The organism is [Empedobacter] haloabium, assembly GCA_008011715.2.
Classification (GTDB): domain Bacteria; phylum Pseudomonadota; class Gammaproteobacteria; order Burkholderiales; family Burkholderiaceae_D; genus Rugamonas; species Rugamonas haloabia.
Window position 1 is genome coordinate 1,439,365 of the sequence record CP136508.1, and the last position, 24,992, is coordinate 1,464,356.

Consider the following 24,992-nt stretch of genomic DNA (forward strand, 5'->3'; position numbering starts at 1 on the left):
GATCAGCCCTCCGCCACATCGAGCAAGGGGGACATCGAGCTGTTGATGTCGCTGGTCGTGACCATCTCCGCAAAGGCCGCCAGCTTGGCATCAGCCACGCCCGGATCTTCCCGATCGAGCAACGTCACCAGCTTTTCGCCCAGCATGGTGCCGATCTCGTACAGCGAAATGTAGGCGTCGGCGCGCTTCAGCTCGCTATCGGTGGCGGGGCGAATCGTGACCTCCTCGCCGCGGCGGATTGCGTCGACGATATCGAGGAGCGTCAACCACTCGTGCCCAGGGTCAGCGCAGAAGTGGCCGATCACGTTCGGGGCGCGGTCGTTGAGCTCCTCAGGGAAGAATACAGCGCGCATGGGTCGTTCCTTTCGATGTAGTGGAACTGCCATTACACCGGAACGGAGTCCCAAAATCAGCGCTGTTTTGGGACGATTTGCAGCGCGGCCGCAATGTCGCGGTACGCTTGCGATTCCCCGACCTGGTAGCGACACATCAGCCGGTCGCGGATCTCGGCCCGGGCCCGGCCATCGCGCAGCAGCTGGTGCGCAAACTCGATGCGCTGAGCCTGCACCGGCGCCAGCAGCCCATGCCGAGCGCCGACAGCCTCGATCAGCTGGCGAAATTCTGCTATTGCTTCCGGCGGCGCGTCGCATTCGCCCAGGCCGGCGAGCAGGTCGGCCAGGACGTCAGCGCGCATCGGCAGCCCCTCGCGTGCGCATGCGCGCGATGTCGGACATAAATGCCGCGCCGGTCGCCTCGCGCGAGCGCGCGTACTGTTCGCAAAAGTCCCCCTTGCGTGCGTGCGCGTACCTGGTGCGGAAACAGCGCCGCCTCGCGCGCGTGCGCGATGTCGGAAGAAAATGCCGACCCGGCATCAGGCCGCCCCGTGCGCGTACGCGCGCGTACTGGTCCGAGATGGCGAGCCCTCATCGGCCTGCAGCGCCAGAACCTGGCCCAGTTCGGCCTCAGCTTTGGCCAGCTCGATATCGTAGATGCTGGTCGGCCGCGGCTTGAGGCCGAGGCATCGGCAAGTCAGCTCCGGCCGGGCGTCTTGAATGTAGTGCCACCGCAGCAGCTCGCGGCGCAGCGGCTGCAGGCGCTTCCATGCGCGCTCCACCAGGGCTGCATCCGCGCTGTCGATTCGATCACCGAACCCGGACAGCGAACCGGCCTCACCCTGCGCGGCGATGCGCATGCGGTCGCAGATGTAGCCCGTCATGGTCCCGTTGCCGCGCCTGGTACCCCCGCATGCCCAGCGTGCCCAGTTGATGATTCGGTCTTTCGTGGTCTGTTTCATGGACTCTCTTTCGTTGTTATTCTGATATTTCGTTACCAGTACGCGCGTGTACGTGCGCGCGCGGGCAATGCGTGCCGAAATTCCCCGCCTCACCCGTTCGGCGCGGTGCCAGCGCCGTACAGCTGGATCCACTGCTGGAGCCGCATGTAGTTGTTCTCGCGGGTCTGCCGGTAGCCAGCGCGGTGGGCGGCGGCCAGCTCCGACCAGTACCGGCGCATCTCGGCCGGGTTCGCCCTGGTCTGCGCCTTGGCGTCCTCGACGTCGGCCGCGTTCCACCCGTAGAAGTTGGCGATATAGGCGAAGTCCCGGAGGAATTGCTTAGATACCAACATCGGCCCAATCCTTTCCGACCTGGTGCGCATCCTGCTGATAGCCCGGTATCTGGATCTCGACGGCCAGCCCCTTCTGCACTAGCCGGCGCGCCAGCGCGAACGCGGCGGCCTGGCCGGTAAAGCTGGCGTCGTTGTCGCCGGCGATCAGCACGCGCTCTACGCCGACGGGCGGCACCCACGACTCCAGCAGGACGGCATTGGTAGCCGCCCAAACAGGCCCGCCAACGCGCTGAGAGGCCGCCAGAGCTGTTTCTATGCCCTCGGCTATACCGAGAGTCGCCCCGGCCGGTCCGAGCCTTACACAGCCCGTATTAAGCGGTTTGCCGGCCATGATCTTCTTCGGCTGTGGCACCGGCGCTTTCTGGCCGTCGTCCGTTAGGTAGGTGCGATGGATCGACGCGCCGGCGCCGTCTGGGTACCGGATGCGCGCCAGCATCGCCGGGAAGCGGCCCAAGTCTTTGCCGTCCTCGTCGGTGTAGCGCAGCGCCGGGTGCAGCCGCAGGTCGGCCGGCACCAGCTCGAGGCCGAGACGCCGATTCAGGTACCGCCACACTGGATCACCGTGCGTAACGGCCCGGGTCGCGTTCCATACCTGGGTGAGCGCGCGAACCTTGCTGTCCTCGTCGCGCTCCTTGACGATCGGGCCGGCCGGCACCGTGCCGACGATGCGGTCGACCTCCTTGGCGGCCTCGCGGAACGACCAGCCCTTGAGGTGCTGCAGCAGTCGGAAGCCGTCGCCGGACCCGCAATGTGAGCAGATCCACGTCCCGCGGCCTTCCTTGTCGTCGAACCGGTACCGATCCTTGCCGTCGCAGATTGGGCAGGGGCCGTGCTTCTTGCGCAGAAATGAGGCGTCCACGCCCAGCGACTGCAGAATGCCGGGCCAGCGGCCGACCGCTTCATCAGCCGTTCGAGGTTTCGTCGCCTGCATGGCTCGCCTCCTTCCGTTTCGCTGCGCGGATCTGCAGGTGCTTGAGGAACCCGATCACCTCCTTGCCCGGCGCCGCCGGCACGTCCTCCATTCCTCGTGGCCACACGCCGAAGTAATCCCTGTACCGGTGGGCGACCCACCCGGGCTGGCGGCCCTTCTCCTGCGCGAGCGCCAGCAGCTGGGAGTAGACGACCTGCTTTTCGAGCTTCGGCGCCTTGGCCTTCTTCTGCAGCGGCACCAGGTCGCCGTCCTGCACACGCACGTCGGCGCGGCGCTCCGGCGCAAACCCGCAGACCGGGCACTTGTGGACCGTCTTGACGTAGCTGCAGGAAGGACAGGCCTTCGGCAGCGGCTTTTCCTGCGCATCCTGGCCGCCCTTCGCGTCGCGGGGCGTGCCGTCGTCCAGCTCCAAGGGGAACTCCTCGGTGGGGAAGCCGAGACGCACGACGGTACCGGAGTGGTCGAGAATCAGCGCGCGGTCCTTGCTGGCGTGTGGGCGCAGCACCCGCCCGGCCATCTGGATGTAGCGGATCAGCGAGCGCGTGGGTCGTGCCAGGATCAGCGTGCGGCACGCTGGGAAGTCCCAGCCCTCCGCGAGGATGCCGACGTTCGATATCACCAGCGTGGCCCCTGCCTCGACGCGCGCCAGAATTGCGCGGCGCTCCTCCTCCTCGGTGTAGCAGTCGATGTGCTCCGCCGCGACGCCGGCACCCAGGAAGCGCTCGACGATGTGCTTGCTGTGCGCGATGTTCGCCGCGAAGCACACGGTCGGCGTGCCGGCGGCCAGGCGCAGCCAGTGCGTCACGATGTCGCCCACCAGCTCCGGCTTGTCGGCGGCGCGGCCGACGTCGGCATCGGTGTAGTCCAGATCCCCGAAGGCGTTACGGGCCTGCTTGATGCCGGTCATGTCTGGCTCGCTGGGGGCGTACACGTCGCAGTCGACCAGGTAGCCGGCCTCGATCAGCTCGGGGATCGTCGCGGCCACCGTCATGTGCTGGAACAGCGGGCCGCTCAGCTCGTCGTAGTGCTTGCCCAGGCCGCGCGCGTACGGCGTGGCGGACAGCCCGATAACTGGCGTGCCCTTGGCGGCCGCCAGCACGGCGCGATACTCGCGCGAACCGGCGACTGTATGCGCCTCGTCGATCAGGATCAGGTCGACGGCCGGCATGCCGCGGCGCGCGATCGTCTGAATGCTGCCCACCAGCACGTTCTCGTACACGCGGGTCGTGTTCTCGCCCTGGATGATGCCGTGCGAGATATCGGCGCGCTGGAAGCGGCGCGAGGTCTGGTCGACCAAGTGCACACGATTGCAAAGGAAGATCACGCGCTTGTGCTTCGCCTTCGCGCCGCGGACCAGGGCCATGCCGATCTCGGTCTTGCCGGAGCCCGTGGGGGAACAAAGCATTTCCCGCGTGATCCCCCCAGCCAAGGCGAGGCGGAGGTTCTGAACAGCTGCAATCTGATACGGCCGGAGCGTCAGGGGACCGGAATCGCCACCAGCCTGGCTGGGCGGGTTTTGGGGGTTAACTCTTCTCTTCTTAGCTGCATCCCAGTTGCTAGCGTAGTCTTCTGAGACGCGCGTCATTGGATAGCAAGGCGCTAGCATGCCGCTATCGGTTTGCATTTCTGCCATGTCCTAGCCTCCTGCTAGCGTTGCGCCAGCTCGGTGTCGATCAAGAAGCCGGACTCGATCAGGAGGGCGAGGTCCAGGCCAGTGATGGATAGCTTTCGCTCCAGGAAAGGGATGTCGTGGGGCACCATGCCGTTGTTCTGGCTAGCGAACAGCCACAACAGCATGAGGTGCCCTTTCGATAAGTCCGGAAGGGAGCAGAACGCGTAATCGTCCAGGATGGCGCGGTGCAGCTTGATCCACGGCGGATTGCGCTTGGCGTAGTGCTGGAACATGTTCCAGTTCTTTACGGCGAGGTGTCGGGCCCTCATGTGCAGCCCCTAGTCTGGCACTGGGCCGGCGCCGCTTTGTTCAAATCCTCGCGCCGGCCACGCAAGATGTAGCGGGCCACACCCTTGTGCACGAGGCCGTCAGGCGCGATAACGTCTTCCCGAACGGTGTAAATGTCCCAGTTCTCGCGCAGCTCCTTGACACGGGTCGCCATGCGCAGATAGCCGGCCGCCGTGCCCTCGTATGTGTTCAGGCCGTTCGGGCCGCGGAACTGCAGCGCGCGGCAAAGGGTGTCCAGCTGCGTCGCGCCATCGGTCGAGCGCAGCGACACGCCTGCTGCCGTGAGCTCCCGGCATACATCCGTGATATTCTGGATGCCGCAATCGATCACCTTTTGTGCCGATCCGAGCCCGCCAGCTTGATCGGATGGAACGCCCCCACCTCCGGGGGCGTTTGCTTTTGAGGATTGCTTGCTCATCGAGACCTCACGCGCTAGCAACTAAAGCGATGATGTCTTCTACCCGCCAAACAGTAGTGCGCGGGCCGAGTTTTACAGGAGGTGGGTACTTCCCGGCTTTTACGCCGGCCCACCAGGATGATTCACTTATCGGAATGATCGGCGGGATTGGCGGCGTGGCCCTTGGCCGGCCGACGATTTGCGAGACACGGAGAAAACCGGTCGAAGGGAGTTGGTGCATTTTGATTGCTCCTGTCTGAACTGGTCCAAAGTGGACCGACAGGGCAATCATGAGGTTTTCTAATGACCATTAATAGACCACCGCCAAGGAGGCTGTACAGCCTACCGGCAGCGTGTTCCGCCTGCCAGTAGGCATTACAGTCATCTAGTCAACGGTATTTTTGAAGCCAGATACGTATCGACTGAGAGTCCTAAACGTTAGCGGAAATTGCCGCATTAGTATTGAGGCGGCATCGTCATTACTCATCAAGGGGGAGATGTTATTTTTCCAAAATTCTCTAACTTCAGCTTTTAGCGCGTGGCTTTCAGCGTGAGCTGCAAGGCCAGCTTTTCTTGCAAGGTCCGATCTGACCTTGGATGCCAAGTCTTCCCTATCATGTTCTATCGCCATATTCCAGGCTTCGTCCCACATTGATAGGCCTTGCTCAAGTGTGATTGCATCGTAGGCTTCATGCATCAGGTCACAAGCTGATTCGACGTGCCCGTGCGTCATCTCGCTCGACGCTGCGTTGAGCCAATATACTGCCATACAGGTAAGTGCATCCGTAGCATTGAGTATCTCATGGCCAGTGAGCTGTTTTACGCCCTGCTTTCTCCCTTCTTTTGGTACCAGATCCGCGAATGCGTTGTAAAGGGTGTAAGCCCATCCTTCGCTATCTGCATATCCGGCTCCTGTTGCCATTGTCCGAGTAAAACTGTTGTTATTCATCGATTTGTCATCGATGCACGACTGCACGTAGGACGCGCACCGCCAACATTCAAGCCAGTAGTCATGTAGAGCTACCGAAATTACTTTTGGCAGGCTCGGGCCGTGCTTTTCCAGTAGCTTACTCAGTAATTTTTGGTAGAGGCTTTCCGCCTTGTATCCTAGTCCCGGAACGTTCGGGGCAGGGACGACCTCGGCGGGTAGGTGCAAATCGCGAACCTTCTGGATAGCTAACTCGGCGGTCAACCGGCTGCGTTGTTCTTCTTTTCGGATAAATTCATCGTGATCCATAAGTTCCTCTGAAGCGTTTTGCAATGCCATATTGGCAGCAGTTTTTCTTAGTTGGTATCCGTGTCCGTACTGAGCTGGTCCAGGTAGTCAGCCCATTGCTGCATCATCTTCCGGCGCTCAGGTAAGTGCGCGGTCCGGTTATAGGCCCGGCCGTTCGGATCTTTCACTGCATGCGCAAGCTGGTGCTCGATCAGGTCAGGCCTAAAGCCAAGCACCTCGTCAAGGATCGTGCGCGCCATGGCGCGGAAACCGTGGCCGCTCATCTCGTCCTTTTCGATCCCCATGCGCCGCATCGCTGCCAGAATCGCGTTGTCGCTCATCGGCCTTTCCCCAGTGCGGGCACTCGGAAATACGTACCGGCCATGCCCGGTCAACGCGTGCACCTCGCGCAGGATCTCTACTGCCTGCGTCGACAGGGGCACGATATGCGGGGTGCCGGTTTTTGTGACGGTATAGCGCCATTCACCGGCTACCAGGTCGATATGCACCCACTCGGCGGCGCGAAGCTCTCCAGGGCGGACGAAAACCAGCGGGGCCAGGCGGAGGGCGCAGGATACGGTGGGGGTCCCCTGGTATTCGTTCAGCGCGCGCAGAATGCCGCCGACCTTCGCCGGATCGGTCACCGCGGCAAAGTGCTCGCCGCGGACAGGGGGCAGGGCGCCGCGCAGGTCGCCAGACGGATCACGCGCGGCGCGGCCGGTCGCAACGGCGTAGCGGAAGACCTGGCCGCAGTTGCTGAGTGCGCGGTGTGCAGTCTCAAGGGCGCCTCGGGCTTCGATGCGCCTGATCACGTCCAGGAGCTCGGGCGCTGCAATATCGCTGATCGGACGCTTGCCCATCAGCGGGAAGATGTCGCGCTCGAGCCGGCGGATGATCCGATCGCCATGTGCTGCGACCCAGTTCGGCGCATGCTTCTCGTACCACTCCCGCGCCACAGTCTCGAAGCTGTTCGCGACTTGCAACTGGCGCAACGACTTCTGTGCCTTTCGGTTCAGGCTGGGGTCGATGCCGTCGGCGATCTGTTTCCGCGCGCTGTCCCGGCGCTCCCGAGCATCCTTAAGGCTGACATCCGGATACACGCCGAGCGACAGCAATTTTTCCTTCCCCTCGAATCGGTATTTCAGGCGCCACCACTTACCCCCGGCGGGGGTAACAAGTAGGAAGAGGCCACGCTCGTCGAAGAGCTTCGCCGGCTTTGGGCCGGGCTTGGCGGTGCGGATTGTGATGTCGGTCAGGGGCATTTGGGGTAAGTCCTTCGCCAGCGGGACGGTTACCCCAAAGAGTTACCCCCGCCGTGATTTGGATTTCGTTGGACTATGTTACCCCAAGTTGGAGCGTTCCCCATAGTAAAAAAGCCCGCACGAGGCGGGCTTTGGAGGCTGTTGGGCTAGCCTAAAGTGTTTTGTGGTGGAGACGGCGGGAATCGAACCCGCGTCCGCAAGCACTCCACAGACAGTTCTACATACTTAGCTCTGCCAATTAATTTAACCTGTCAGACGGGGACGAGCACCCTTCAGCCAGGCGAGTTACCTAAAATTTCGGAAGCAACCAAGTAACCCGGTTGAGTCCTAGCCTCTGTAAATGACTCCACAGCTTTTAACGGCCCACCCCAGAGGCGAGGTGTTGTGGAGCTAACAGCCCTTAGGCTGCCAGTGCGTACGAGTTATCGTTTGCAGTTAGTTTGTTTCTGGATGTATTTACGAGGTGACCAGCCCTCGGTATGCCCTGTTCTGCTTTGCAACCCACGTCGAAGCCAGGTCGTCCCCACAGAAGGAATGGGTATTGTACCCCAAAGCGCCACCAGCGCACAGCGTTTAAGCGGTTTTTAAGTGCCGCGTCAAGCCTTCAGTTCGACCAGCGGCCGCCCAGCCGCCGCCACCGGCGTCACCTCGGCCAGCCCTTGTTCGAACGTGCACTCGAACACATGGCGGCGCGATGCCGGCACGGTGTCGGTGCCGAGCTCGTAGAAGGCGTCCGCGTCCTTGAAACCGGTATCGACCGTCAAGCGTTCCAGCCAGTAGGTTTGCTGCAACTCGTGCAGATGATCGCGCCGGGTGCTCAGCTCGCTGTCGCGGCGGCCCGTGGGCGTCGCACCCTCGAAGTAGCGGATCAGCGCGCCCTCGACGATGTCCGTGCGGGTGCGAGTGGACGGCTCTTCCAGCAGCTCGGTCGACGTCGTCTCGACCTGCACCTCGTAGCGCTGCACCAGCAGGAAGCTGTCGTATTCCTGTTCGGTGGCTTCGCGCAGCCGGTTGACGGCGGTCACCATGCCCTTGGCCAGCTTGCCCGACGGATCGTGGGTCTGGCCGACGTACAGGATCTTGCCCGCGTTCGGCAGGCCTGTATCGTAGCGTTGCAGCAGGTCGTGGATGCTGAACGTTTCCGTCAGCGCACCCCAGTTCAGCAGCAGGTACTTGTCCTGCAGCTCCACCGTGGGTTTCTTCAACGTGGCCTCGAATGGCACATCCAGCTCGACAGTGATGGTGCTTTTGCGCGCTTCCGCGCCGATCAAGACGGGAATGGTCAGCTTCAGCGAGAAAAAGCCCCAGCTGACGCTGCGTTGCGGATCGATCCGCACGCGCGGACGCGCGACAAGGAAATAGATCAGCCGCTTCTCCATCGTACCGTCCAGCGCGAACTGCATGCGGCGCAGGTAGCGGCCGACCGGATCGCGGAAATCGGGCAACTGCGTGCCGTCGGCCAGCAGGTCGTACCAATAGAACTTGCTCTCTGCTACCGTAGCCGTCCAGGTTTGCGGGGCGGTACTGCGCGGTGTGAGGGACAGTTCGGTTGTTTCTTCACCAGGCATTCCTGTCTCCCTCGGGGAAATTGCTAGGTTATTATTTTAATTGCCATCCATGGTAAGCCCATTGTTGGGACCGAGCAATAGGAATTGCCTGAGTGCTCCTACTAACGTGCCGCGCTACAACGTCTACGCGGCCAGCGCGCCATCCTTCAACGTCGCCCGCAGCAGGGCCAGCAGATCCTGCGGCGTCGCCAGCAGGTGGTCGGCGTCCCAGCTTTGCGGCTCGACCGCGCCACAATAGCCCCATTGGCAGGCGATCGTCGGCATGCCCGCCGCACGGCCGGCCTGGATGTCGCGCAGGTCGTCGCCCGCGTACCAGCATTGCTCCGGTGCCAGGCCCAGCCGATTTGCCGCCTCCAGCAGCGGGGCAGGGTGGGGCTTCGCATGCGCCGTGGTGTCGCCGGAGACCACGCAGCTGGCGTGATCCAGGCCGATCAGCGGCATCAGCGGATCGGTAAAGCGGGCCGGCTTGTTGGTGACGATGCCCCAGACCAGGCCGGCGGCCTCGATGCCGTCCAGCAGTTCGCGCACGCCGTCGAACAGGCGGCTGTGCACCATCATCGCGGCCTGGTAATTGTCGAAAAAGCCCTGACGCAGCTCCTCGTAGCCTTCATCCGCCGGGGTCAGGCCGAACGAGGCGCCGATCATGCCGCGCGCCCCCGCCGAGGCGGTCGGGCGCAGGATCTCGTACGGCGTCGGCGCGAGGCCGCGCGCGGTGCGCAGCTGGTTGACGGCCGCGGCCAGGTCGGGGGCGGTGTCGGCAAGCGTGCCGTCGAGGTCGAACAGAATGGCGCGCGGGGCGGTAAAACTCATGGTGTGATCAAAAAGTAAAGAGGCGGCCGCAGCCGCCTGGATTGCCGGAAAAGCCGTTTATTCAGGACGCGTGCACGCCATCAGGTAATTGACGCTCGTGTCGTTGTTCAGGGAATAGAGCCGGGTCAACGGGTTATACCCCAGGCCCTTCAGGCTGTCCACCTGCAAGCCCGCACTGCGGACATATTGCGACAGTTCCGCCGGCGTGATGAACTTGTCGTAGTCATGCGTCCCGCGCGGCAGCATGCGCAGGATGTATTCCGCGCCGATGACGGCGTGTACGTAGGACTTGGCATTGCGATTGAGCGTCGAGAAAAACACGTGGCCGCCCGGTTTCACCAGGGTGGCACAGGCGCGCACGATCGCGCCCGGATCGGGTACGTGCTCCAGCATTTCCATGCAGGTGACGACGTCGAACTGGCCCGCTTCCTCGGCGGCCATGTCCTCGGCGGCAATCAGCTTGTAGCGCACCGGCACACCCGATTCCAGGCTGTGCAGATCGGCCACGCGCAGCGCCTTTTTCGACAGATCGATGCCCGTGACGGTGGCGCCCTTGCGCGCCATCGATTCGGACAGGATGCCGCCGCCGCAGCCGATATCGATCACGTGCTTGCCCGCCAGCGGCGCGCGCGCGTTGATCCATTCCAGGCGCAGGGGGTTTATGTCGTGCAGGGGACGGAATTCGGACGTGGGATCCCACCAGCGGTGGGCCAGTTCGCTGAATTTCTGTATTTCGAGAGGGTCGGCATTCGCATTCATGATCGGCATCATAGCGGTAATCGGGCGGGTTCCCAAGCACGCTTGCACGGCAAGCGGCAGGGAAAATGAAAACCCCGCCACGGGGGCGGGGTTTCGAGCTGCCCTGACGGGTCAGATCGCAGTCTGCGTATTACTTGCTGCGGGTACCGACGACTTCGATTTCCACGCGACGGTTCTTGGCGCGGCCTTCGGCGGTCTTGTTGTCGGCGACCGGCTGTTTCTCGCCCTTGCCTTCGGTGTACACGCGGTTGGCTTCCACGCCCTTGCTCAGCAGGTATGCCTTGACGGATTCAGCGCGGCGGATTGCCAGCTTGTCGTTGTAGGCGTCGGTGCCGACGGAGTCGGTGTGGCCGACGGCGATCACGACTTCGACGTTCATGCCGCCCAGTTTCGAGTGCAGCTCGTCCAGCGCCTGCTTGCCTTCCGGCTTCAGCACGGCCTTGTCGAAGTCGAAGAACGCATCGGCGTTGTAGCTGACTTTTTCCGAGGTCGGCACCGGTGCGGTCGGCACTGGGGTCGGGGTCGGCGCGGTCGGTGCCGGGGTGGCCGGTGCCGGCGGTGCGACGCACTTGCCATTTTCCAGGCGCTCAGGTTCCACGCAGATCGGCAGGTCGCAGCCTGGCACCGCGTCGGCCGGCGTCCAGTAGCCGGTGCGCCAGCAGAGGCCGAACGGATTACGGGCGATCACGCCGCGCTGGTCCTGCACATACGCGCTCTTCGGGGTCGGAGCGGGGATGTCCTGGGTCACTGGCGCGAAAGGCGGCGCGGTGGGCTTGTCCTGGGCGGCCACGGTGCCAGCCAGTACCGCCGACGCTGCAAAGAGGGATGCGATCAATTTTTTCATGTTTTTCTTTCCTTTCGGGGGTGATATCGGCAGAACACACTGCATTGTTCTTGGATGTAGTGCGTTGCGTGGTGCGAATACTAACACGCGCACCCCATGCACTACCATGGAGCGCTATGGGCCGCACCGCATGTGGACAGTACCGATTGCGAAACAGCCAAATTTGTTATTCCGGTCATTTTGCCATACGCGCGCAAAAGTCATGAGCGCGATCCAACCGGGCTCATTCTCTGATCCAAGAACAATGTTGTTTGGATGCAACCTGTTTTGCCGGCGCCCGGCGATAATAAACAGGAAATATTTCGGCACGATTACACGCGTCGGTCGCCATCAGTGTGCCTGAACGGTGCCGCCGGTGGCGCCACTTCGCCGTCGGGCAATGCTGCAATGCGGGCAAATAAGCCGGTGGGCATGCCAGCATGTTAAAATCGTGCGATTGTCTGCCCGCACCTGCGGCAGCGTGAAGGACTACCGGGGACCGCGCAGCACGTGCGCGCGGCGCCGTATGAACCGCCCTGGAACCAACGTCAGAGAACATCGACCCGCCAATGGATCAATTCGCAAAAGAAACAATCCCAATTTCCCTCGAAGAAGAGATGCGCAAGAGCTACCTCGATTACGCGATGAGCGTGATCGTGGGCCGCGCCTTGCCGGATGCGCGCGACGGCTTGAAGCCGGTGCACCGCCGGGTGTTGTTCTCGATGCACGAGAGTAATTACGTGCACAACCGTCCATACGTCAAGTGCGCGCGCGTCGTCGGCGACACGATGGGTAAATACCACCCGCACGGCGACTCGTCGATCTACGACACGCTGGTGCGCATGGCCCAGGACTTCTCGCTGCGCTATACGCTGGTGGACGGCCAGGGCAACTTCGGCTCCATCGACGGCGACGCTGCGGCGGCCATGCGTTACACCGAGTGCCGCCTGGACAAGATCGCCGGCGAGCTGCTGGCCGACATCGACAAGGAAACCGTCGACTTCCAGCCGAACTACGACGGCAAGGAAAAAGAGCCGACCGTGCTGCCCACGCGCGTGCCGAACCTGCTGATCAACGGCTCCTCCGGTATCGCGGTCGGCATGGCGACCAACATCGCCCCGCACAACCTGTCGGAAGTGATCAACGGCGCCCTGCACGTGCTGGCCAACCCGGCCTGCTCGGTAGACGAACTGATCGAACTGATCCCGGCGCCGGACTTCCCGACCGGCGGCATCATCTATGGCGTGTCCGGCGTGCGCGACGGCTACCGCACGGGCCGCGGCCGCGTCGTCATGCGCGCCAAGACCCACTTCGAGGAATTCGGCAAGGAAGGCGGTCGCACGGCGATCATCGTCGACGAGCTGCCATACCAGGTCAATAAAAAATCCCTGCTGGAGCGCATCGCCGAGAACGTGCGCGACAAGAAGCTGGAAGGCATTTCCGACATCCGCGACGAGTCCGATAAATCGGGCATGCGCGTCGTCATCGAATTGAAGCGCGGCGAAGTGCCGGAAGTGGTGCTGAACAACCTGTACAAGCAGACCCAGCTGCAGGACACCTTCGGCATGAACATGGTCGCGCTGGTCGACGGCCAGCCGAAGCTGATGAACCTGAAGGAGCTGCTGGCCACGTTCCTGTCGCACCGCCGCGAAGTGGTCACGCGCCGCACCGTGTTCGAGCTGCGCAAGGCGCGCGAACGCGGCCACGTGCTGGAAGGCCTGGCGGTCGCGCTGGCGAACATCGACGACTTCATCGCCATCATCAAGGCCGCGCCGACGCCGCCGCTGGCGAAGACCGAACTGATGGCGCGCGCCTGGGATTCGTCCCTGGTGCGCGAAATGCTGGCCCGCACAGGCGACGAAGGCCAGGCCGGCATCGAGGCGTTCCGCCCCGAGCACCTGCCGAAGCACTACGGCATGCAGCCGGACGGCCTGTACAAGCTGTCCGACGACCAGGCCCAGGAAATCCTGCAGATGCGCCTGCAGCGCCTGACGGGCCTGGAGCAGGACAAGATCGTCAACGAATACAAGGACGTGATGGCGCAGATCGCCGACCTGCTGGACATCCTGGCCAAGCCGGCCCGCGTGACCGCGATCATCGGCGACGAACTCAATGCGGCCAAGCTGGAATACGGCGCCAAGGACGAGCGCCGCTCGACCATCGAGCACAACGCGACCGACCTGGAAACGGAAGACCTGATCACGCCGCAGGACATGGTGGTGACCCTGTCGCACATGGGCTACATGAAGGCCCAGCCGATCTCCGAATACCGCGCGCAGAAGCGCGGCGGGCGCGGCAAGCAGGCCATGGCGACCAAGGACGAGGACTGGATCGACCAGCTCTTCATCGCCAACACGCACGACTACATCCTTTGCTTCTCGAATCGCGGCAGGATGTATTGGCTGAAGGTGTGGGAAGTGCCGCAGGGTTCGCGCACCTCGCGCGGCAAGCCGATCGTCAACATGTTCCCGCTGCAGGACAACGAGAAGATCACCGTCGTGCTGCCGCTGTCGGGCGAAAACCGCACGTTCCCGGAAGACCATTACGTGTTCATGTCCACCAGCCTGGGCACCGTCAAGAAGACGCCGCTGAAGGACTTCAGCAACCCGCGCAAGGCCGGCATCATCGCGGTCGACCTGGACGAGGGCGACTTCCTGATCGGCGCGGCGCTGACCGACGGCAAGCACGACGTGATGCTGTTCTCCGACTCCGGCAAGGCGGTGCGCTTCGACGAGAACGACGTGCGCCCGATGGGCCGCACGGCGCGCGGCGTGCGCGGCATGAACCTGGAAGAAGGCCAGAACGTGATCGCGCTGCTGGTTGCGGAGAACGAGCAGCAGTCCGTGCTGACGGCCACCGAGAACGGCTACGGCAAGCGCACGCCGATCACGGAATACACCCGTCACGGCCGCGGCACCAAGGGCATGATCGCGATCCAGACCTCCGAGCGTAACGGCAAGGTCGTCGCGGCCACGCTGGTCGACACCACCGACGAGATCATGCTGATCACGACGGGCGGTGTGCTGATCCGCACCCGCGTCTCCGAGATCCGCGAGATGGGCCGGGCCACCCAGGGCGTCACCCTGATCGCGGTGGAGGACGGCACCAAGCTGTCCGGCCTGCAGCGCATCGTCGAGGCGGACGCGGACGAAGTCGAGCTCGAGCCGGAAGGCGGCGCGGCGGCGGCAACGCCTGCGGCGGAGCCCGACACGCCAGCGGCCGACGACACCGCGGCCGAATGATCCATGCGGGCCCTGTTCGAGCGATCGGACCGGGCCCGCGGTGTTTCGGATCGATGAGAAACGCATAAGCTTAGAAGGAAAATCGTGAGCCGCATCGTGAGCAAGCCCGCTTGCGCGACACCAGGAAAGGACCAGCCGTGACGACGATCTACAACTTCTCCGCCGGCCCGGCCGTGCTGCCGAAGGAAGTGCTGCGGCAGGCGGCCGACGAGATGCTGGACTGGCAGGGCAGCGGCATGTCCGTGATGGAGATGAGCCACCGCGGGCCGGAGTTCATCTCGATCTACCGCGCCGCCGAGCGCGACCTGCGCGAGCTCTTGGCCGTGCCGGACAACTATCGCATCCTGTTCATGCAGGGCGGCGGGCTGTCGCAGAACGCCGTGATTCCGATGAACCTGGTCGGCCGTAAGGCGCAACCCGCGACGATCGATTTTGTCCGCACCGGTTCCTGGTCCAGCAAGTCGATCAAGGAAGCGGCGCGCTATGCCAACGTCAACGTGGCGGCGTCGGCCGAGGCCAATGGCTACACGGCCGTGCCGCCACAGTCGGAATGGCAGCTGACACCAGGCGCGGCCTACCTGCACTTGTGCACCAACGAGACCATCGACGGCGTCGAGATCGACTTCGTGCCCGAGCTGCCGGGCGACGTGCCGATCGTGGCGGACATGTCGTCGCACATCCTGTCGCGCGCCGTGGACGTATCGAAGTACGGCCTGATTTTCGGCGGCGCGCAGAAGAACATCGGCCCGGCCGGCGTCACCGTCGTCATCGTGCGCGACGACCTGATCGGGCATGCGTTGCCGATCTGCCCGTCCGCGTTCGATTTCAAGAACGTGGCCGAGAACGAATCGATGTACAACACGCCGCCCACCTATGGCATCTATATCGCCGGCCTGGTGTTCCGCTGGCTCAAGGAGCAGGGTGGTGTCGCGGCGATGGAACGCAAGAATATTGAAAAAGCCCGGCTGCTGTACGCGGCCCTGGACGCCGACGACTTCTACCAGAATCGCGTGGCGCTCGCCTACCGTTCGCGCATGAACGTACCGTTCTACCTGCGCGACGAGAGCAAGAACGAAGCATTCCTGGCCGGCGCCAAAGCGCGCGGCCTGCTGCAACTGAAGGGCCACAAGTCCGTCGGTGGCATGCGCGCATCCATCTACAATGCGATGCCGATCGAAGGCGTACAGGCGCTGGTCGACTACCTGAACGAATTCGCCGAGCGATAACCCCGCGCGCGATTCGACCCGACAGCAAAGGCCGGGGTCGGACCCGGCGGGTCCGACCCCAGTTCCTGGTTCCGGGTTGAAGCGTGCGCCGCCGGCCGCTTACAGATCACTAGCCAACCATGACAGACAAACTGAAACCCCTGCGCGAAAAGATCGACTCGATCGACGCGCAGATCCTCGCGCTCCTCAGTGAGCGCGCCCGGGTGGCCCAGGAAGTGGGCCACGTCAAGGCCGAGACCAACGCGCCCGTGTTCCGCCCCGAGCGTGAAGCCCAGGTGCTGCGCGGCGTGGCCGAGCGCAATCCCGGCCCGCTCGGCGGCGCCGAGGTGCAGACGATCTTCCGCGAGATCATGTCGGCCTGCCGCGCGCTGGAAAAGCGCGTCACCGTCGCCTATCTGGGCCCGGTCGGCACGTTCTCGGAGCAGGCCGTGTACCAGCAGTTCGGCCGCGCCGTCGAAGGGCTGCCGTGCGCCTCGATCGACGAAGTGTTCCGCGCCACCGAGGCGGGCACCGCCGACTTCGGCGTGGTGCCGGTCGAGAACTCGTCCGAGGGGGCGATCAACCGCACCCTCGACCTGTTGCTGCAGACGCCCTTGATCATCAGCGGCGAGGTGGCCATCGCCGTGCACCACAGCCTGATGTCGAAGACCGGCACGATGGACGGCGTCACCGCCATCTGCGCCCATTCGCAGGCGCTGGCGCAGTGCCAGGTGTGGCTGAACCTGAACTATCCCCACGTCGAGCGGCGCGCTGTCGCCTCGAACGCCGAAGCGGCGCGCATGGCGAGCCTGGACCCGACCATCGCGGCGATTGCCAGCGAGATCGCGGGCACGCAGTACAGCCTGGGCGTCGTCAAGGGCCACATCCAGGACGACCCGCACAACCGCACCCGCTTCGCCATCATCGGCAAGCTGCAGCCGGGCCCTTCCGGCAGCGATCACACCTCGCTGGTGCTGGCCGTGCCGAACAAGGCCGGCGCCGTCTACCAGCTGCTGGCGCCGCTGGCCAAGCACGGCGTGTCGATGACCCGTTTCGAATCCCGTCCCGCGCGCGTCGGCACGTGGGAGTACTATTTTTATGTCGACATCGAAGGCCACGTACAGAACCCGTCCGTGACGAACGCGCTTGCCGAACTCAAGGGAAACGCCGCCTTTTTCAAAGTGCTGGGCTCCTACCCGACCAGCCTGACCTGACCTTTCAATATAGAGAGAACTTATGTCCAAGCAATTCGGTCCTGAATACGTCCGTGCCATCGCTCCCTACCAGGCGGGCAAGCCCATTTCCGAAGTCGCGCGCGAGTTCGGCCTCGACGAGGCATCCATCGTCAAGCTGGCATCCAACGAGAACCCGTTCGGCGTGCCGGAATCGGCGCAGCGCGCGATGGCCCAGGCCGTGGCGGAACTGGGCCGCTATCCGGATGCCAACGGCTATGACCTGAAGCAGGCCCTGGCCAAGCGCTACGACGTGCCGATGGAGTGGATCACGCTGGGCAACGGCTCGAACGACATCCTGGAGATCGCCGCGCACGCCTTCGTCGAGCAGGGCCAGGCGGTGGTCTACTCGCAGTATTCGTTCGCCGTGTACGCGCTGGCGACCCAGGGCATCGGCGCGCGCCACATCGTGGTGCCGGCCAAGAACCACGGCCATGACCTGGACGCGATGGCCGACGCCATCGACGCCGACACGCGCCTGGTCTTCATCGCCAACCCGAACAACCCGACCGGCACCTTCGTCAGCGGCGCCGAGATCGAAGCCTTCCTGGCCAAGGTGCCGGCCAGCGTGGTGGTGGTGCTGGACGAGGCCTACAACGAGTTCCTGTCGCACGAAGACCAGTACGAGTCGGCCGAGTGGGTGCGCAAGTACCCGAACCTGCTGGTCTCGCGCACCTTCTCCAAGGCCTATGGGCTGGCCGGCCTGCGCGTGGGCTTCGCGCTGGCGCAACCGGGCCTGACGGACCTGATGAACCGCATCCGCCAGCCGTTCAACGTCAACTCGCTGGCCCAGGCGGCCGCCATCGCGGCGCTCAACGACAGCGAATTCCTGGAAAAGAGCGCGGCCAACAACGCGGCCGGCTACCGCCAGTTCGTCGAGGCGTTCGAGCAGATGGGCCTGGAGTACGTGCCGTCGCACGGCAACTTCGTGCTGGTCAAGGTCGGCAACGACCTGGCCGCCGGCGCGCGCGTCAACCTGGCCCTGCTCAAGCAAGGCGTCATCGTGCGCCCGGTCGGCAACTACGGCCTGCCCGAGTGGCTGCGCATTTCCATCGGCCTGCCGCAGGAGAACGCGGTGCTGATCACGGCCTTGCAGAAGGCGCTGGCGGAGGACCGTGGATAAAGTCGTCATCATCGGCGTCGGCCTGATCGGCGGCTCGTTCGCGCGGGCGTTGAAAAAGGCCGGCGCGGTGCGCCACGTGGTCGGCATCGAGCGCTCGGCGGCATTCGCCGAGCGCGCGCTGGCGCTGGGCATCGTCGACGAAGTGGCGACCGATTTCGCGGCGGTGGCCGATGCGGACCTGGTGCTGCTGGCCGCACCCGTCGCGCAGACGGGGCGCATCCTGGCGACGCTGGCGCCGCACCTGGCGCCCGGGACGATCGTCACCGATGCCGGCAGCACCAAGGCGGACGTCGTCGCCGCAGCGCGCGCCGCGCTGGGCGACAAGGTCGCACAGTTCGTGCCGGGCCACCCGATCGCCGGGCGCGAGACCAACGGCCCCGATGCCGCCATCGACGACCTGTATGTCGGCAAAAAATTCGTCGTCACGCCGCTGGCGGAAAACGCTGCGGCCGACATCGACCAAGTGGCGGCAGCGTGGCGCGCCTGCGGCGCCATCATCCACCGGCTGACGCCGGAGGAACACGACAAGGTGTTCGCCGCCGTCAGCCACCTGCCGCACCTGCTGGCGTACGCGCTGGTGGACGACATCGCCAACAAGCCGCACGCCGGCCTGCTGTTCCAGTACGCCGCCAGCGGCTTCCGCGACTTCACCCGCATCGCCGGCAGCTCGCCCGAGATGTGGCGCGACATCAGCCTGGCCAACCAGGCAGCATTGCTGGTCGAGCTGGACGCCTATATGGCGCAGCTGGCGCAGCTGCGCGCGCGCCTGGCGGCCGGCGACGGCGCCAGCCTGGAAGCGGTCTACGGCAACGCGCAGCGCGCGCGGCGCCAGTGGATCGAGGCCATCGAGGCGGCCGAGGCGCCGCCCCCTACCGATACCGCAGAATAGAAAGAGCATCATGACCGAATCTACCGAACACCCGCCGTATATCGACCTGCAACCGGTCATGCACGTGCAAGGCGTCGTGCGCCTGCCCGGCTCCAAGAGCATCTCCAACCGGATACTGTTGCTGGCCGCGCTGGCCGAAGGGGAGACCAAGATCGTCGACCTGCTCGATTCCGACGACACGCAGGTGATGCTGGGCGCGCTGCGCGCGCTCGGTGTCGAATGGACCGAGGAGCCGCCCACCGCCGTCAACGGCACGGCGCGCACGATCCACCGCGTGCGCGGTGCCAACGGCAGCTTCCCCAACCAGCAGGCCGACCTCTTCATGGGCAATGCCGGCACGGCGATCCGCCCGTTGACGGCGGCACTGGCCGTGATCGGCGGCGACTACAAGGTGTCCGGCGTCGCGCGCATGCACGAGCGCCCGATCGGTGACCTGGTCGATGCGCTGAACGCCGTCGGCGCCGCGATCGAGTACACCGGCAATCCGGGCTACCCGCCGCTGCACATTCGCACCGGCGCGTTCAATACCAACCGGCTGTCCGTGCGCGGCAACGTGTCGAGCCAGTTCCTCACCGCGCTCCTGATGGTGGCGCCGTTGATGGCGCACTCGCATGCGGTCACGATCGACGTGGAAGGCGAGCTGATTTCCAAGCCCTACATCGAGATCACGCTGAACCTGATGCGCCGCTTCGGCGTCACGGTGGAGCAGGACGAGTGGGCGTCGTTCACGATCCCGTCCGGCCAGCGCTACCAGAGCCCGGGCAATATCCATGTCGAGGGCGATGCCTCGTCGGCGTCGTACTTCATGGCGGCCGGCGCCATCGCCGGCGGCCCGGTGCGCGTGGAAGGCGTGGGGCGCGACTCGATCCAGGGCGACGTGCGCTTCGTGCATGCGCTCGAGCAGATGGGGGCGCACATCACGATGGGCGACAACTGGATCGAATCGAAGTCGAAGGGCCCGTTGAAGGCCATCGACGCGGACTTCAACCACATCCCGGACGCGGCGATGACGATCGCCATCGCCGCCCTGTACGCGGACGGCACCAGCACGCTGCGCAACATCGCCTCGTGGCGCGTCAAGGAAACCGACCGCATCGCGGCGATGGCCACCGAGCTGCGCAAGCTGGGCGCGGAAGTGGAGGAGGGCGCCGACTACCTGAAGGTCACGCCACCGAAAGTGCTGGCCGCGGCCACCATCGACACCTACGACGACCACCGCATGGCGATGTGCTTCTCGCTCGCCTCGCTGGACGGCGCCGCCCGCAGCGGCGCCCAGGTGCGCATCAACGACCCGAAATGCGTGGCCAAGACCTTCCCGGACTACTTCACCGCCTTTGCCGGCATCGCCCACGAAGCCAAGTACTAATTTCCTCAAAAATGGGGACAGACCCCATTTTTGAGGAAATGTTGCCAAAAAAATGGGGTCTGTCCCCATTTTCTTGGCAACTATCCGGCGGCTCGTCAGCGGAGTAAAATCCGCCAATGCCTACTTCCAACATCCCCGTCATCACGATCGACGGCCCTACCGCTTCCGGCAAGGGGACCGTCGCCCACAAGGTCGCCGACAAGCTCGGCTTCCACCTGCTCGACTCCGGTGCCCTGTACCGCCTGACCGCGCTGCAGGCGCTGCGCCGCCAGACGCCGCTGAACGATGAACATGCTCTTGCGAAACTTGCCGAGCACCTCCATATCGGCTTCACCGGCGAGGCGATCTTCCTGTCCAACGAGAACGTCACGGATGCGATCCGGGCGGAGGAGGTGGGCAATACCGCCTCGAAGATCGCCGCGCTGCCCGCCGTCCGGCAGGCCCTGTTCGGCTTGCAGCTGGGCTTTCGCAAGGCCCCGGGCCTGGTTGCCGACGGGCGCGACATGGGCACCGTGATCTTTCCAAACGCGCAATTAAAAGTGTTCTTGACTGCAAGTGTCGAGGCGCGCGCGGATCGCCGATATAAGCAATTGATCGGCAAGGGAATTTCTGCTAACATGGACGACCTCCTGATGGATTTGAAAGCGCGCGACGACCGTGATACTCAACGGGCCATCGCACCTCTCGTCCCTGCAGAGGGGGCGCATGTGCTCGATACCTCGGACATGACGGTCGAAGCGGCCGTTGCCCAGGTGCTGAACTGGTATGCGGCCGTCGGGAAATAGTTTGGTGCCGCAGGCGCGCTCTGTCCGCTTGCGGTGGTGTATGAGGACGCTGTGTCCTCCAACCCTCAACCCAGTTGAAGTCGCATCGTGCGAGCCTTGCTGGTTAACATGGAAGTACTATGTCTAATATGGAAAGTTTCGCAGCCCTCTTCGAAGAGTCCCTGTCGCGTCAAGACATGCGCTCTGGCGAAGTGATCTCCGCTGAAGTCGTGCGTCTGGATCACAACTTCGTGATCGTCAACGCCGGCCTGAAATCGGAAGCTTTCATCCCTGTTGAAGAATTCAAGAATGACCAGGGCGAACTGGAAGTCAAAGTTGGTGACTTCGTTTCCGTGGCCATCGAATCGCTGGAAAATGGTTTCGGCGATACCATCCTGTCGCGCGACAAAGCCAAGCGTCTGGCTTCGTGGCTGGCACTGGAAAAAGCAATGGAATCCGGCGAGATCGTCACCGGTACCGTCAATGGCAAAGTCAAGGGCGGCCTGACCGTCCTGACCAACGGCATCCGCGCATTCCTGCCGGGTTCGCTGGTCGACACCCGTCCGGTCAAGGACACGACCCCATTCGAAGGCAAGACCCTCGAGTTCAAGGTCATCAAGCTGGACCGCAAGCGTAACAACGTCGTTCTGTCCCGCCGCGCCGTCATCGAAGCTTCGATGGGCGAAGAGCGTCAGAAGCTGATGGAAACGCTGAAAGAAGGCACGGTCGTGACCGGCGTCGTCAAGAACATCACCGACTACGGCGCGTTCGTCGACCTGGGCGGCATCGACGGCCTGCTGCACATCACCGACCTGGCATGGCGTCGCGTGCGTCACCCGTCGGAAGTGCTGTCGGTTGGCCAGGAAATCACCGCCAAGGTCCTGAAGTACGATCAGGAAAAGAACCGCGTTTCGCTGGGCGTGAAGCAGCTGGGCGACGACCCGTGGACCGGTCTGTCCCGTCGCTACCCGCAAGGCACCCGCCTGTTCGGTAAAGTCACCAACCTGACCGACTACGGCGCGTTCGTCGAAGTCGAGCAGGGCATCGAAGGCCTGGTGCACGTTTCCGAAATGGACTGGACCAACAAGAACGTCGCTCCGAACAAAGTCGTGCAGCTGGGCGACGAAGTCGAAGTCATGGTTCTGGAGATCGACGAAGAGCGTCGCCGTATCTCGCTGGGCATGAAGCAGTGCAAGGCCAACCCTTGGGACGACTTCGGCGTCACCCACAAGAAGGGCGACAAGGTCAAGGGCGCGATCAAGTCGATCACCGACTTCGGCGTGTTCATCGGCCTGGCTGGCAACATCGACGGCCTGGTGCACCTGTCCGACCTGTCCTGGACCGAGCCTGGCGAAGAAGCCGTGCGCAAGTTCAAGAAGGGCGACGAGCTGGAAGCCGTGGTTCTGGCGATCGACGTCGAGCGCGAGCGCGTCTCCCTGGGCGTGAAGCAGCTGGAAGGCGACCCGTTCAACAACTTCGCAGCCATGAACGACAAGGGCTCGCTGGTTACCGGTACGGTCAAGTCGGTTGAGCCGAAAGGCGCCGTCATCGCCCTGTCCGAAGAAGTCGAAGGCTACCTGCGCGCTTCCGAAATCTCCCGCGATCGCGTGGAAGATGCCGGTACGCACCTGAAGGTCGGCGACAGCGTCGAAGCCCTGGTCATCAACATCGACCGCAAGGCACGCAGCATCCAGCTGTCCATCAAGGCGAAGGACAATGCTGAAACCGCTGAAGCCATGCAGAAGATGGCAGCTGACAGCAGCGCCGCATCGGGCACCACCAGCCTGGGCGCACTGCTGAAGGCCAAGTTCGATAACAAGAACTGAGCAAGAACTGAGCAAGAACCAAGACGAACGCGAACAGCAGATGACCAAGTCCGAACTGATCAACCGCCTGGCCGAGCGTTATTCGCAGCTGGTGGCGAAAGACGCGGAGTATGCCGTGAAGACCATTCTCGACGCGATGACCACCGCCCTGGCGAGTGGTCAGCGCATCGAGATCCGGGGCTTCGGCAGCTTCGCGCTGAACAGCCGGCCACCGCGCATCGGCCGCAATCCGAAGTCCGGCGACAAGGTGATGGTGCCCGAAAAACGGGTACCGCACTTCAAGCCGGGCAAGCAGTTGCGCGAGCGGGTGGACGCGATGGTCGGGCAACCGATCATCGAGGACTGAAGATTCTGCCGTAGCATGCAGTCAGGAGGGGCGGGCGCGAGCCCGCCCCTTTTTTTCGGGTCGTCGCGGCGTGCCGACTCGCGGTATCATCGGGTTTTGCAAGCAACAGGAAAGTACAACGATGAAGATAATCTCCACGGTAGTTGGCGTCATACTGTTTATCCTGTTCTTCGGTTTTGCCCTGAAAAACACGCAGGAAGTGGACCTGCACCTGTTCCTCGATTACGAATTGCGCGGCCCCCTGGTGCTGATGCTGCTGGCCTTCTTCGTGGCCGGCGCCGCCCTCGGCGTGCTGGCGCTGACCCCCACCGTATTCCGCTACCGGCGCGAGACGACCCGCCAGAAAGCGGCGATCCAGTCGCTGCAGGCCGCCGCGCTGCAGGTCAACCGCGCGCCGGACAACGTCAACGCGCAGCAGTAAGCTCCCCCCAAAAGATAAGTACGACACATGGAATTTGAACTCTGGTGGTTGCTGGGTATCCCGGCCTTCTTCGGCCTGGGATGGATCGCCGCGCGCGTGGACATCCGCCAGCTCGTCTCCGAATCGCGCACGCTGCCGCGCGGTTATTTCAAGGGCCTGAACCACCTGCTGAACGACCAGCCGGACAAGGCCATCGATTCCTTCGTCGAGATCGTGCGACAGGACCCGGAAGCGGCGGAGATGCACTTCGCGCTCGGGAACCTGTTCCGCCGCCGCGGCGAGACCGAGCGCGCCATCCGCGTGCACCAGAACCTGCTGTCGCGGCCCGACCTGCCGGCCGACGAACGGGCCCACGCCGAATACGAGCTGGGCCAGGATTACCTGAAGGCCGGCCTGCTCGATCGCGCCGAGGAGACCTACCAGCGCCTGCTGGACACCGGCTATGCCGTGCAGGCGCGCCGCGCCCTGCTGGAGATCTTCCAGCGCGAGAAGGAGTGGGTGCGTGCCATCGAAGCCGCGATCGCGCTGCAGGAGGCGGGCGCCGGCTCGCGCCAGAAGGAGATCGCCCAGTTCTACTGCGAGCTGGCGCAGGACGCGCTGGTGCACATGCACCCGGACGACGCGCTGCCGCTGCTGGACCAGGCGCTGCACGCCGACCGCACCAGCGTGCGCGCGACGATCCTGGTCGGCGACGTGCAGCAGGCCAAGGGCGACACCGAGGCCGCGCTGGCCACCTGGCGCCGCGTCGAACAGCAAAGCGTGCCGCACGTGGCGCTGGTCGCCCAGCGCCTGATGGACGGTTACCGCAAAGTGGGCCGGCCGGAGGAGGGTGTCAGCCTTCTCAAATCCTATCTGCAGCAGGCCTCGTCGATCGACCTGCTGGAAGTGGTGTTCAAGGCGGTGCTGGAGCTGGAAGGCGTCGAAGCGGCCAAGCAGCTGGTGGGCGACGAGTTGCGCCGCACGCCGACTCTCCTGGGTCTCGACAAGTTCCTCGAGGCGCGCATGCTGGACGCGCCGCCGGCCGTGCTGGGCGAGCTGTCGCTGGTGAAGAACCTGGTGCACGGCTACACACAGAAGCTGGCGCGCTACCAGTGCAGCCACTGCGGCTTCAAGGCGCGCCAGTTCTACTGGCACTGCCCGGGCTGCAGCCGCTGGGAGACCTACCCGCCGCGCCGTACCGAAGAACTGAATGTGATGAACTGAAGCTGCCGTACGCCCGGCACACC

At 63.9% G+C, this 24,992-nt stretch carries 25 protein-coding genes and 1 other RNA gene; 11 read left to right on the forward strand and 15 right to left on the reverse strand.

Annotated elements, in window-relative coordinates:
* Positions 1 to 2 precede the first annotated feature (2 nt).
* The 15 genes from E7V67_006305 to E7V67_006375 form a co-directional block, all read right to left on the reverse strand.
* Positions 3 to 353, reverse strand: a complete 351-nt coding sequence (locus E7V67_006305) for a hypothetical protein (protein WUR14718.1) — start codon at positions 351 to 353, stop codon at positions 3 to 5.
* Positions 354 to 409: 56 nt separating this feature from the next.
* Entirely contained in the window at positions 410 to 694 is a 285-nt protein-coding gene (locus tag E7V67_006310) for a hypothetical protein (GenBank protein ID WUR14719.1), read from the reverse strand.
* 177 nt (positions 695 to 871) lie between these two features.
* Positions 872 to 1,294, reverse strand: coding sequence for a hypothetical protein (locus E7V67_006315; protein ID WUR14720.1), 423 nt, complete (start codon positions 1,292 to 1,294; stop codon positions 872 to 874).
* Between the two features lie 89 nt (positions 1,295 to 1,383).
* On the reverse strand, positions 1,384 to 1,626 hold the full coding sequence (locus E7V67_006320; GenBank protein WUR14721.1) for a hypothetical protein: 243 nt from the start codon (positions 1,624 to 1,626) through the stop codon (positions 1,384 to 1,386).
* The gene (locus E7V67_006325) at positions 1,613 to 2,557 is read right to left on the reverse strand and encodes a primase-helicase zinc-binding domain-containing protein (GenBank protein WUR14722.1); all 945 of its coding nucleotides are present in this window, start codon (positions 2,555 to 2,557) and stop codon (positions 1,613 to 1,615) included. The genes E7V67_006320 and E7V67_006325 overlap by 14 nt, the downstream gene beginning before the upstream one ends.
* Entirely contained in the window at positions 2,529 to 4,190 is a 1,662-nt protein-coding gene (locus E7V67_006330; protein ID WUR14723.1) for a DEAD/DEAH box helicase, read from the reverse strand. Before E7V67_006330 ends, E7V67_006325 begins: the two co-directional genes overlap by 29 nt.
* A gap of 14 nt (positions 4,191 to 4,204) precedes the next feature.
* A complete protein-coding gene (locus E7V67_006335) occupies positions 4,205 to 4,498 on the reverse strand; it encodes a hypothetical protein (GenBank protein WUR14724.1) in 294 nt (97 codons plus the stop codon).
* The gene (locus E7V67_006340) at positions 4,495 to 4,935 is read right to left on the reverse strand and encodes a hypothetical protein (GenBank protein ID WUR14725.1); all 441 of its coding nucleotides are present in this window, start codon (positions 4,933 to 4,935) and stop codon (positions 4,495 to 4,497) included. Before E7V67_006340 ends, E7V67_006335 begins: the two co-directional genes overlap by 4 nt.
* A gap of 364 nt (positions 4,936 to 5,299) precedes the next feature.
* Complete coding sequence (locus E7V67_006345) at positions 5,300 to 6,181, reverse strand: hypothetical protein (GenBank protein WUR14726.1); 882 nt, start codon at positions 6,179 to 6,181, stop codon at positions 5,300 to 5,302.
* Between the two features lie 17 nt (positions 6,182 to 6,198).
* Positions 6,199 to 7,392 (reverse strand): integrase arm-type DNA-binding domain-containing protein, encoded by a 1,194-nt coding sequence (locus tag E7V67_006350; GenBank protein ID WUR14727.1) that lies wholly within the window; start codon positions 7,390 to 7,392, stop codon positions 6,199 to 6,201.
* 164 nt (positions 7,393 to 7,556) lie between these two features.
* Positions 7,557 to 7,917: a transfer-messenger RNA gene (ssrA, locus tag E7V67_006355) on the reverse strand.
* Positions 7,918 to 7,988: 71 nt separating this feature from the next.
* Positions 7,989 to 8,960: a hypothetical protein gene (locus E7V67_006360; protein WUR14728.1), complete on the reverse strand. Its 972-nt coding sequence runs from the start codon at positions 8,958 to 8,960 to the stop codon at positions 7,989 to 7,991.
* A gap of 123 nt (positions 8,961 to 9,083) precedes the next feature.
* Complete coding sequence (gene gph, locus E7V67_006365) at positions 9,084 to 9,770, reverse strand: phosphoglycolate phosphatase (GenBank protein ID WUR14729.1); 687 nt, start codon at positions 9,768 to 9,770, stop codon at positions 9,084 to 9,086.
* A gap of 57 nt (positions 9,771 to 9,827) precedes the next feature.
* Positions 9,828 to 10,529, reverse strand: coding sequence for a bifunctional 2-polyprenyl-6-hydroxyphenol methylase/3-demethylubiquinol 3-O-methyltransferase UbiG (ubiG, locus tag E7V67_006370; GenBank protein WUR14730.1), 702 nt, complete (start codon positions 10,527 to 10,529; stop codon positions 9,828 to 9,830).
* A 130-nt stretch (positions 10,530 to 10,659) separates the two neighbouring features.
* Positions 10,660 to 11,373 carry an OmpA family protein gene (locus E7V67_006375; GenBank protein WUR14731.1) on the reverse strand — a complete coding sequence of 238 codons (714 nt, stop codon included), beginning with the start codon at positions 11,371 to 11,373 and terminating at the stop codon, positions 10,660 to 10,662.
* Positions 11,374 to 11,921: 548 nt separating this feature from the next.
* Here E7V67_006375 and gyrA point away from each other — a divergent pair.
* The 11 genes from gyrA to lapB all read left to right on the forward strand — a co-directional run bounded on the left by gyrA (position 11,922) and on the right by lapB (position 24,969).
* Entirely contained in the window at positions 11,922 to 14,594 is a 2,673-nt protein-coding gene (gyrA, locus tag E7V67_006380) for a DNA gyrase subunit A (GenBank protein ID WUR14732.1), read from the forward strand.
* A 137-nt stretch (positions 14,595 to 14,731) separates the two neighbouring features.
* Entirely contained in the window at positions 14,732 to 15,820 is a 1,089-nt protein-coding gene (gene serC, locus E7V67_006385) for a 3-phosphoserine/phosphohydroxythreonine transaminase (GenBank protein WUR14733.1), read from the forward strand.
* Positions 15,821 to 15,939: 119 nt separating this feature from the next.
* On the forward strand, positions 15,940 to 17,013 hold the full coding sequence (gene pheA / locus E7V67_006390; protein WUR14734.1) for a prephenate dehydratase: 1,074 nt from the start codon (positions 15,940 to 15,942) through the stop codon (positions 17,011 to 17,013).
* A 22-nt stretch (positions 17,014 to 17,035) separates the two neighbouring features.
* Positions 17,036 to 18,154 (forward strand): histidinol-phosphate transaminase, encoded by a 1,119-nt coding sequence (gene hisC, locus E7V67_006395; GenBank protein WUR14735.1) that lies wholly within the window; start codon positions 17,036 to 17,038, stop codon positions 18,152 to 18,154.
* Positions 18,147 to 19,043 carry a prephenate dehydrogenase/arogenate dehydrogenase family protein gene (locus tag E7V67_006400; protein ID WUR14736.1) on the forward strand — a complete coding sequence of 299 codons (897 nt, stop codon included), beginning with the start codon at positions 18,147 to 18,149 and terminating at the stop codon, positions 19,041 to 19,043. Before hisC ends, E7V67_006400 begins: the two co-directional genes overlap by 8 nt.
* A 10-nt stretch (positions 19,044 to 19,053) precedes the next feature.
* Positions 19,054 to 20,409, forward strand: a complete 1,356-nt coding sequence (gene aroA / locus E7V67_006405) for a 3-phosphoshikimate 1-carboxyvinyltransferase (protein ID WUR14737.1) — start codon at positions 19,054 to 19,056, stop codon at positions 20,407 to 20,409.
* 116 nt (positions 20,410 to 20,525) lie between these two features.
* Positions 20,526 to 21,194 carry a (d)CMP kinase gene (gene cmk, locus E7V67_006410; GenBank protein WUR14738.1) on the forward strand — a complete coding sequence of 223 codons (669 nt, stop codon included), beginning with the start codon at positions 20,526 to 20,528 and terminating at the stop codon, positions 21,192 to 21,194.
* 128 nt (positions 21,195 to 21,322) lie between these two features.
* On the forward strand, positions 21,323 to 22,999 hold the full coding sequence (gene rpsA / locus E7V67_006415; protein WUR16236.1) for a 30S ribosomal protein S1: 1,677 nt from the start codon (positions 21,323 to 21,325) through the stop codon (positions 22,997 to 22,999).
* Positions 23,000 to 23,039: 40 nt separating this feature from the next.
* Positions 23,040 to 23,345, forward strand: coding sequence for an integration host factor subunit beta (locus E7V67_006420; protein ID WUR14739.1), 306 nt, complete (start codon positions 23,040 to 23,042; stop codon positions 23,343 to 23,345).
* 121 nt (positions 23,346 to 23,466) lie between these two features.
* A complete protein-coding gene (locus E7V67_006425; GenBank protein WUR14740.1) occupies positions 23,467 to 23,766 on the forward strand; it encodes a LapA family protein in 300 nt (99 codons plus the stop codon).
* Between the two features lie 27 nt (positions 23,767 to 23,793).
* Positions 23,794 to 24,969 (forward strand): lipopolysaccharide assembly protein LapB, encoded by a 1,176-nt coding sequence (gene lapB, locus E7V67_006430; GenBank protein WUR14741.1) that lies wholly within the window; start codon positions 23,794 to 23,796, stop codon positions 24,967 to 24,969.
* Positions 24,970 to 24,992 lie beyond the last annotated feature (23 nt).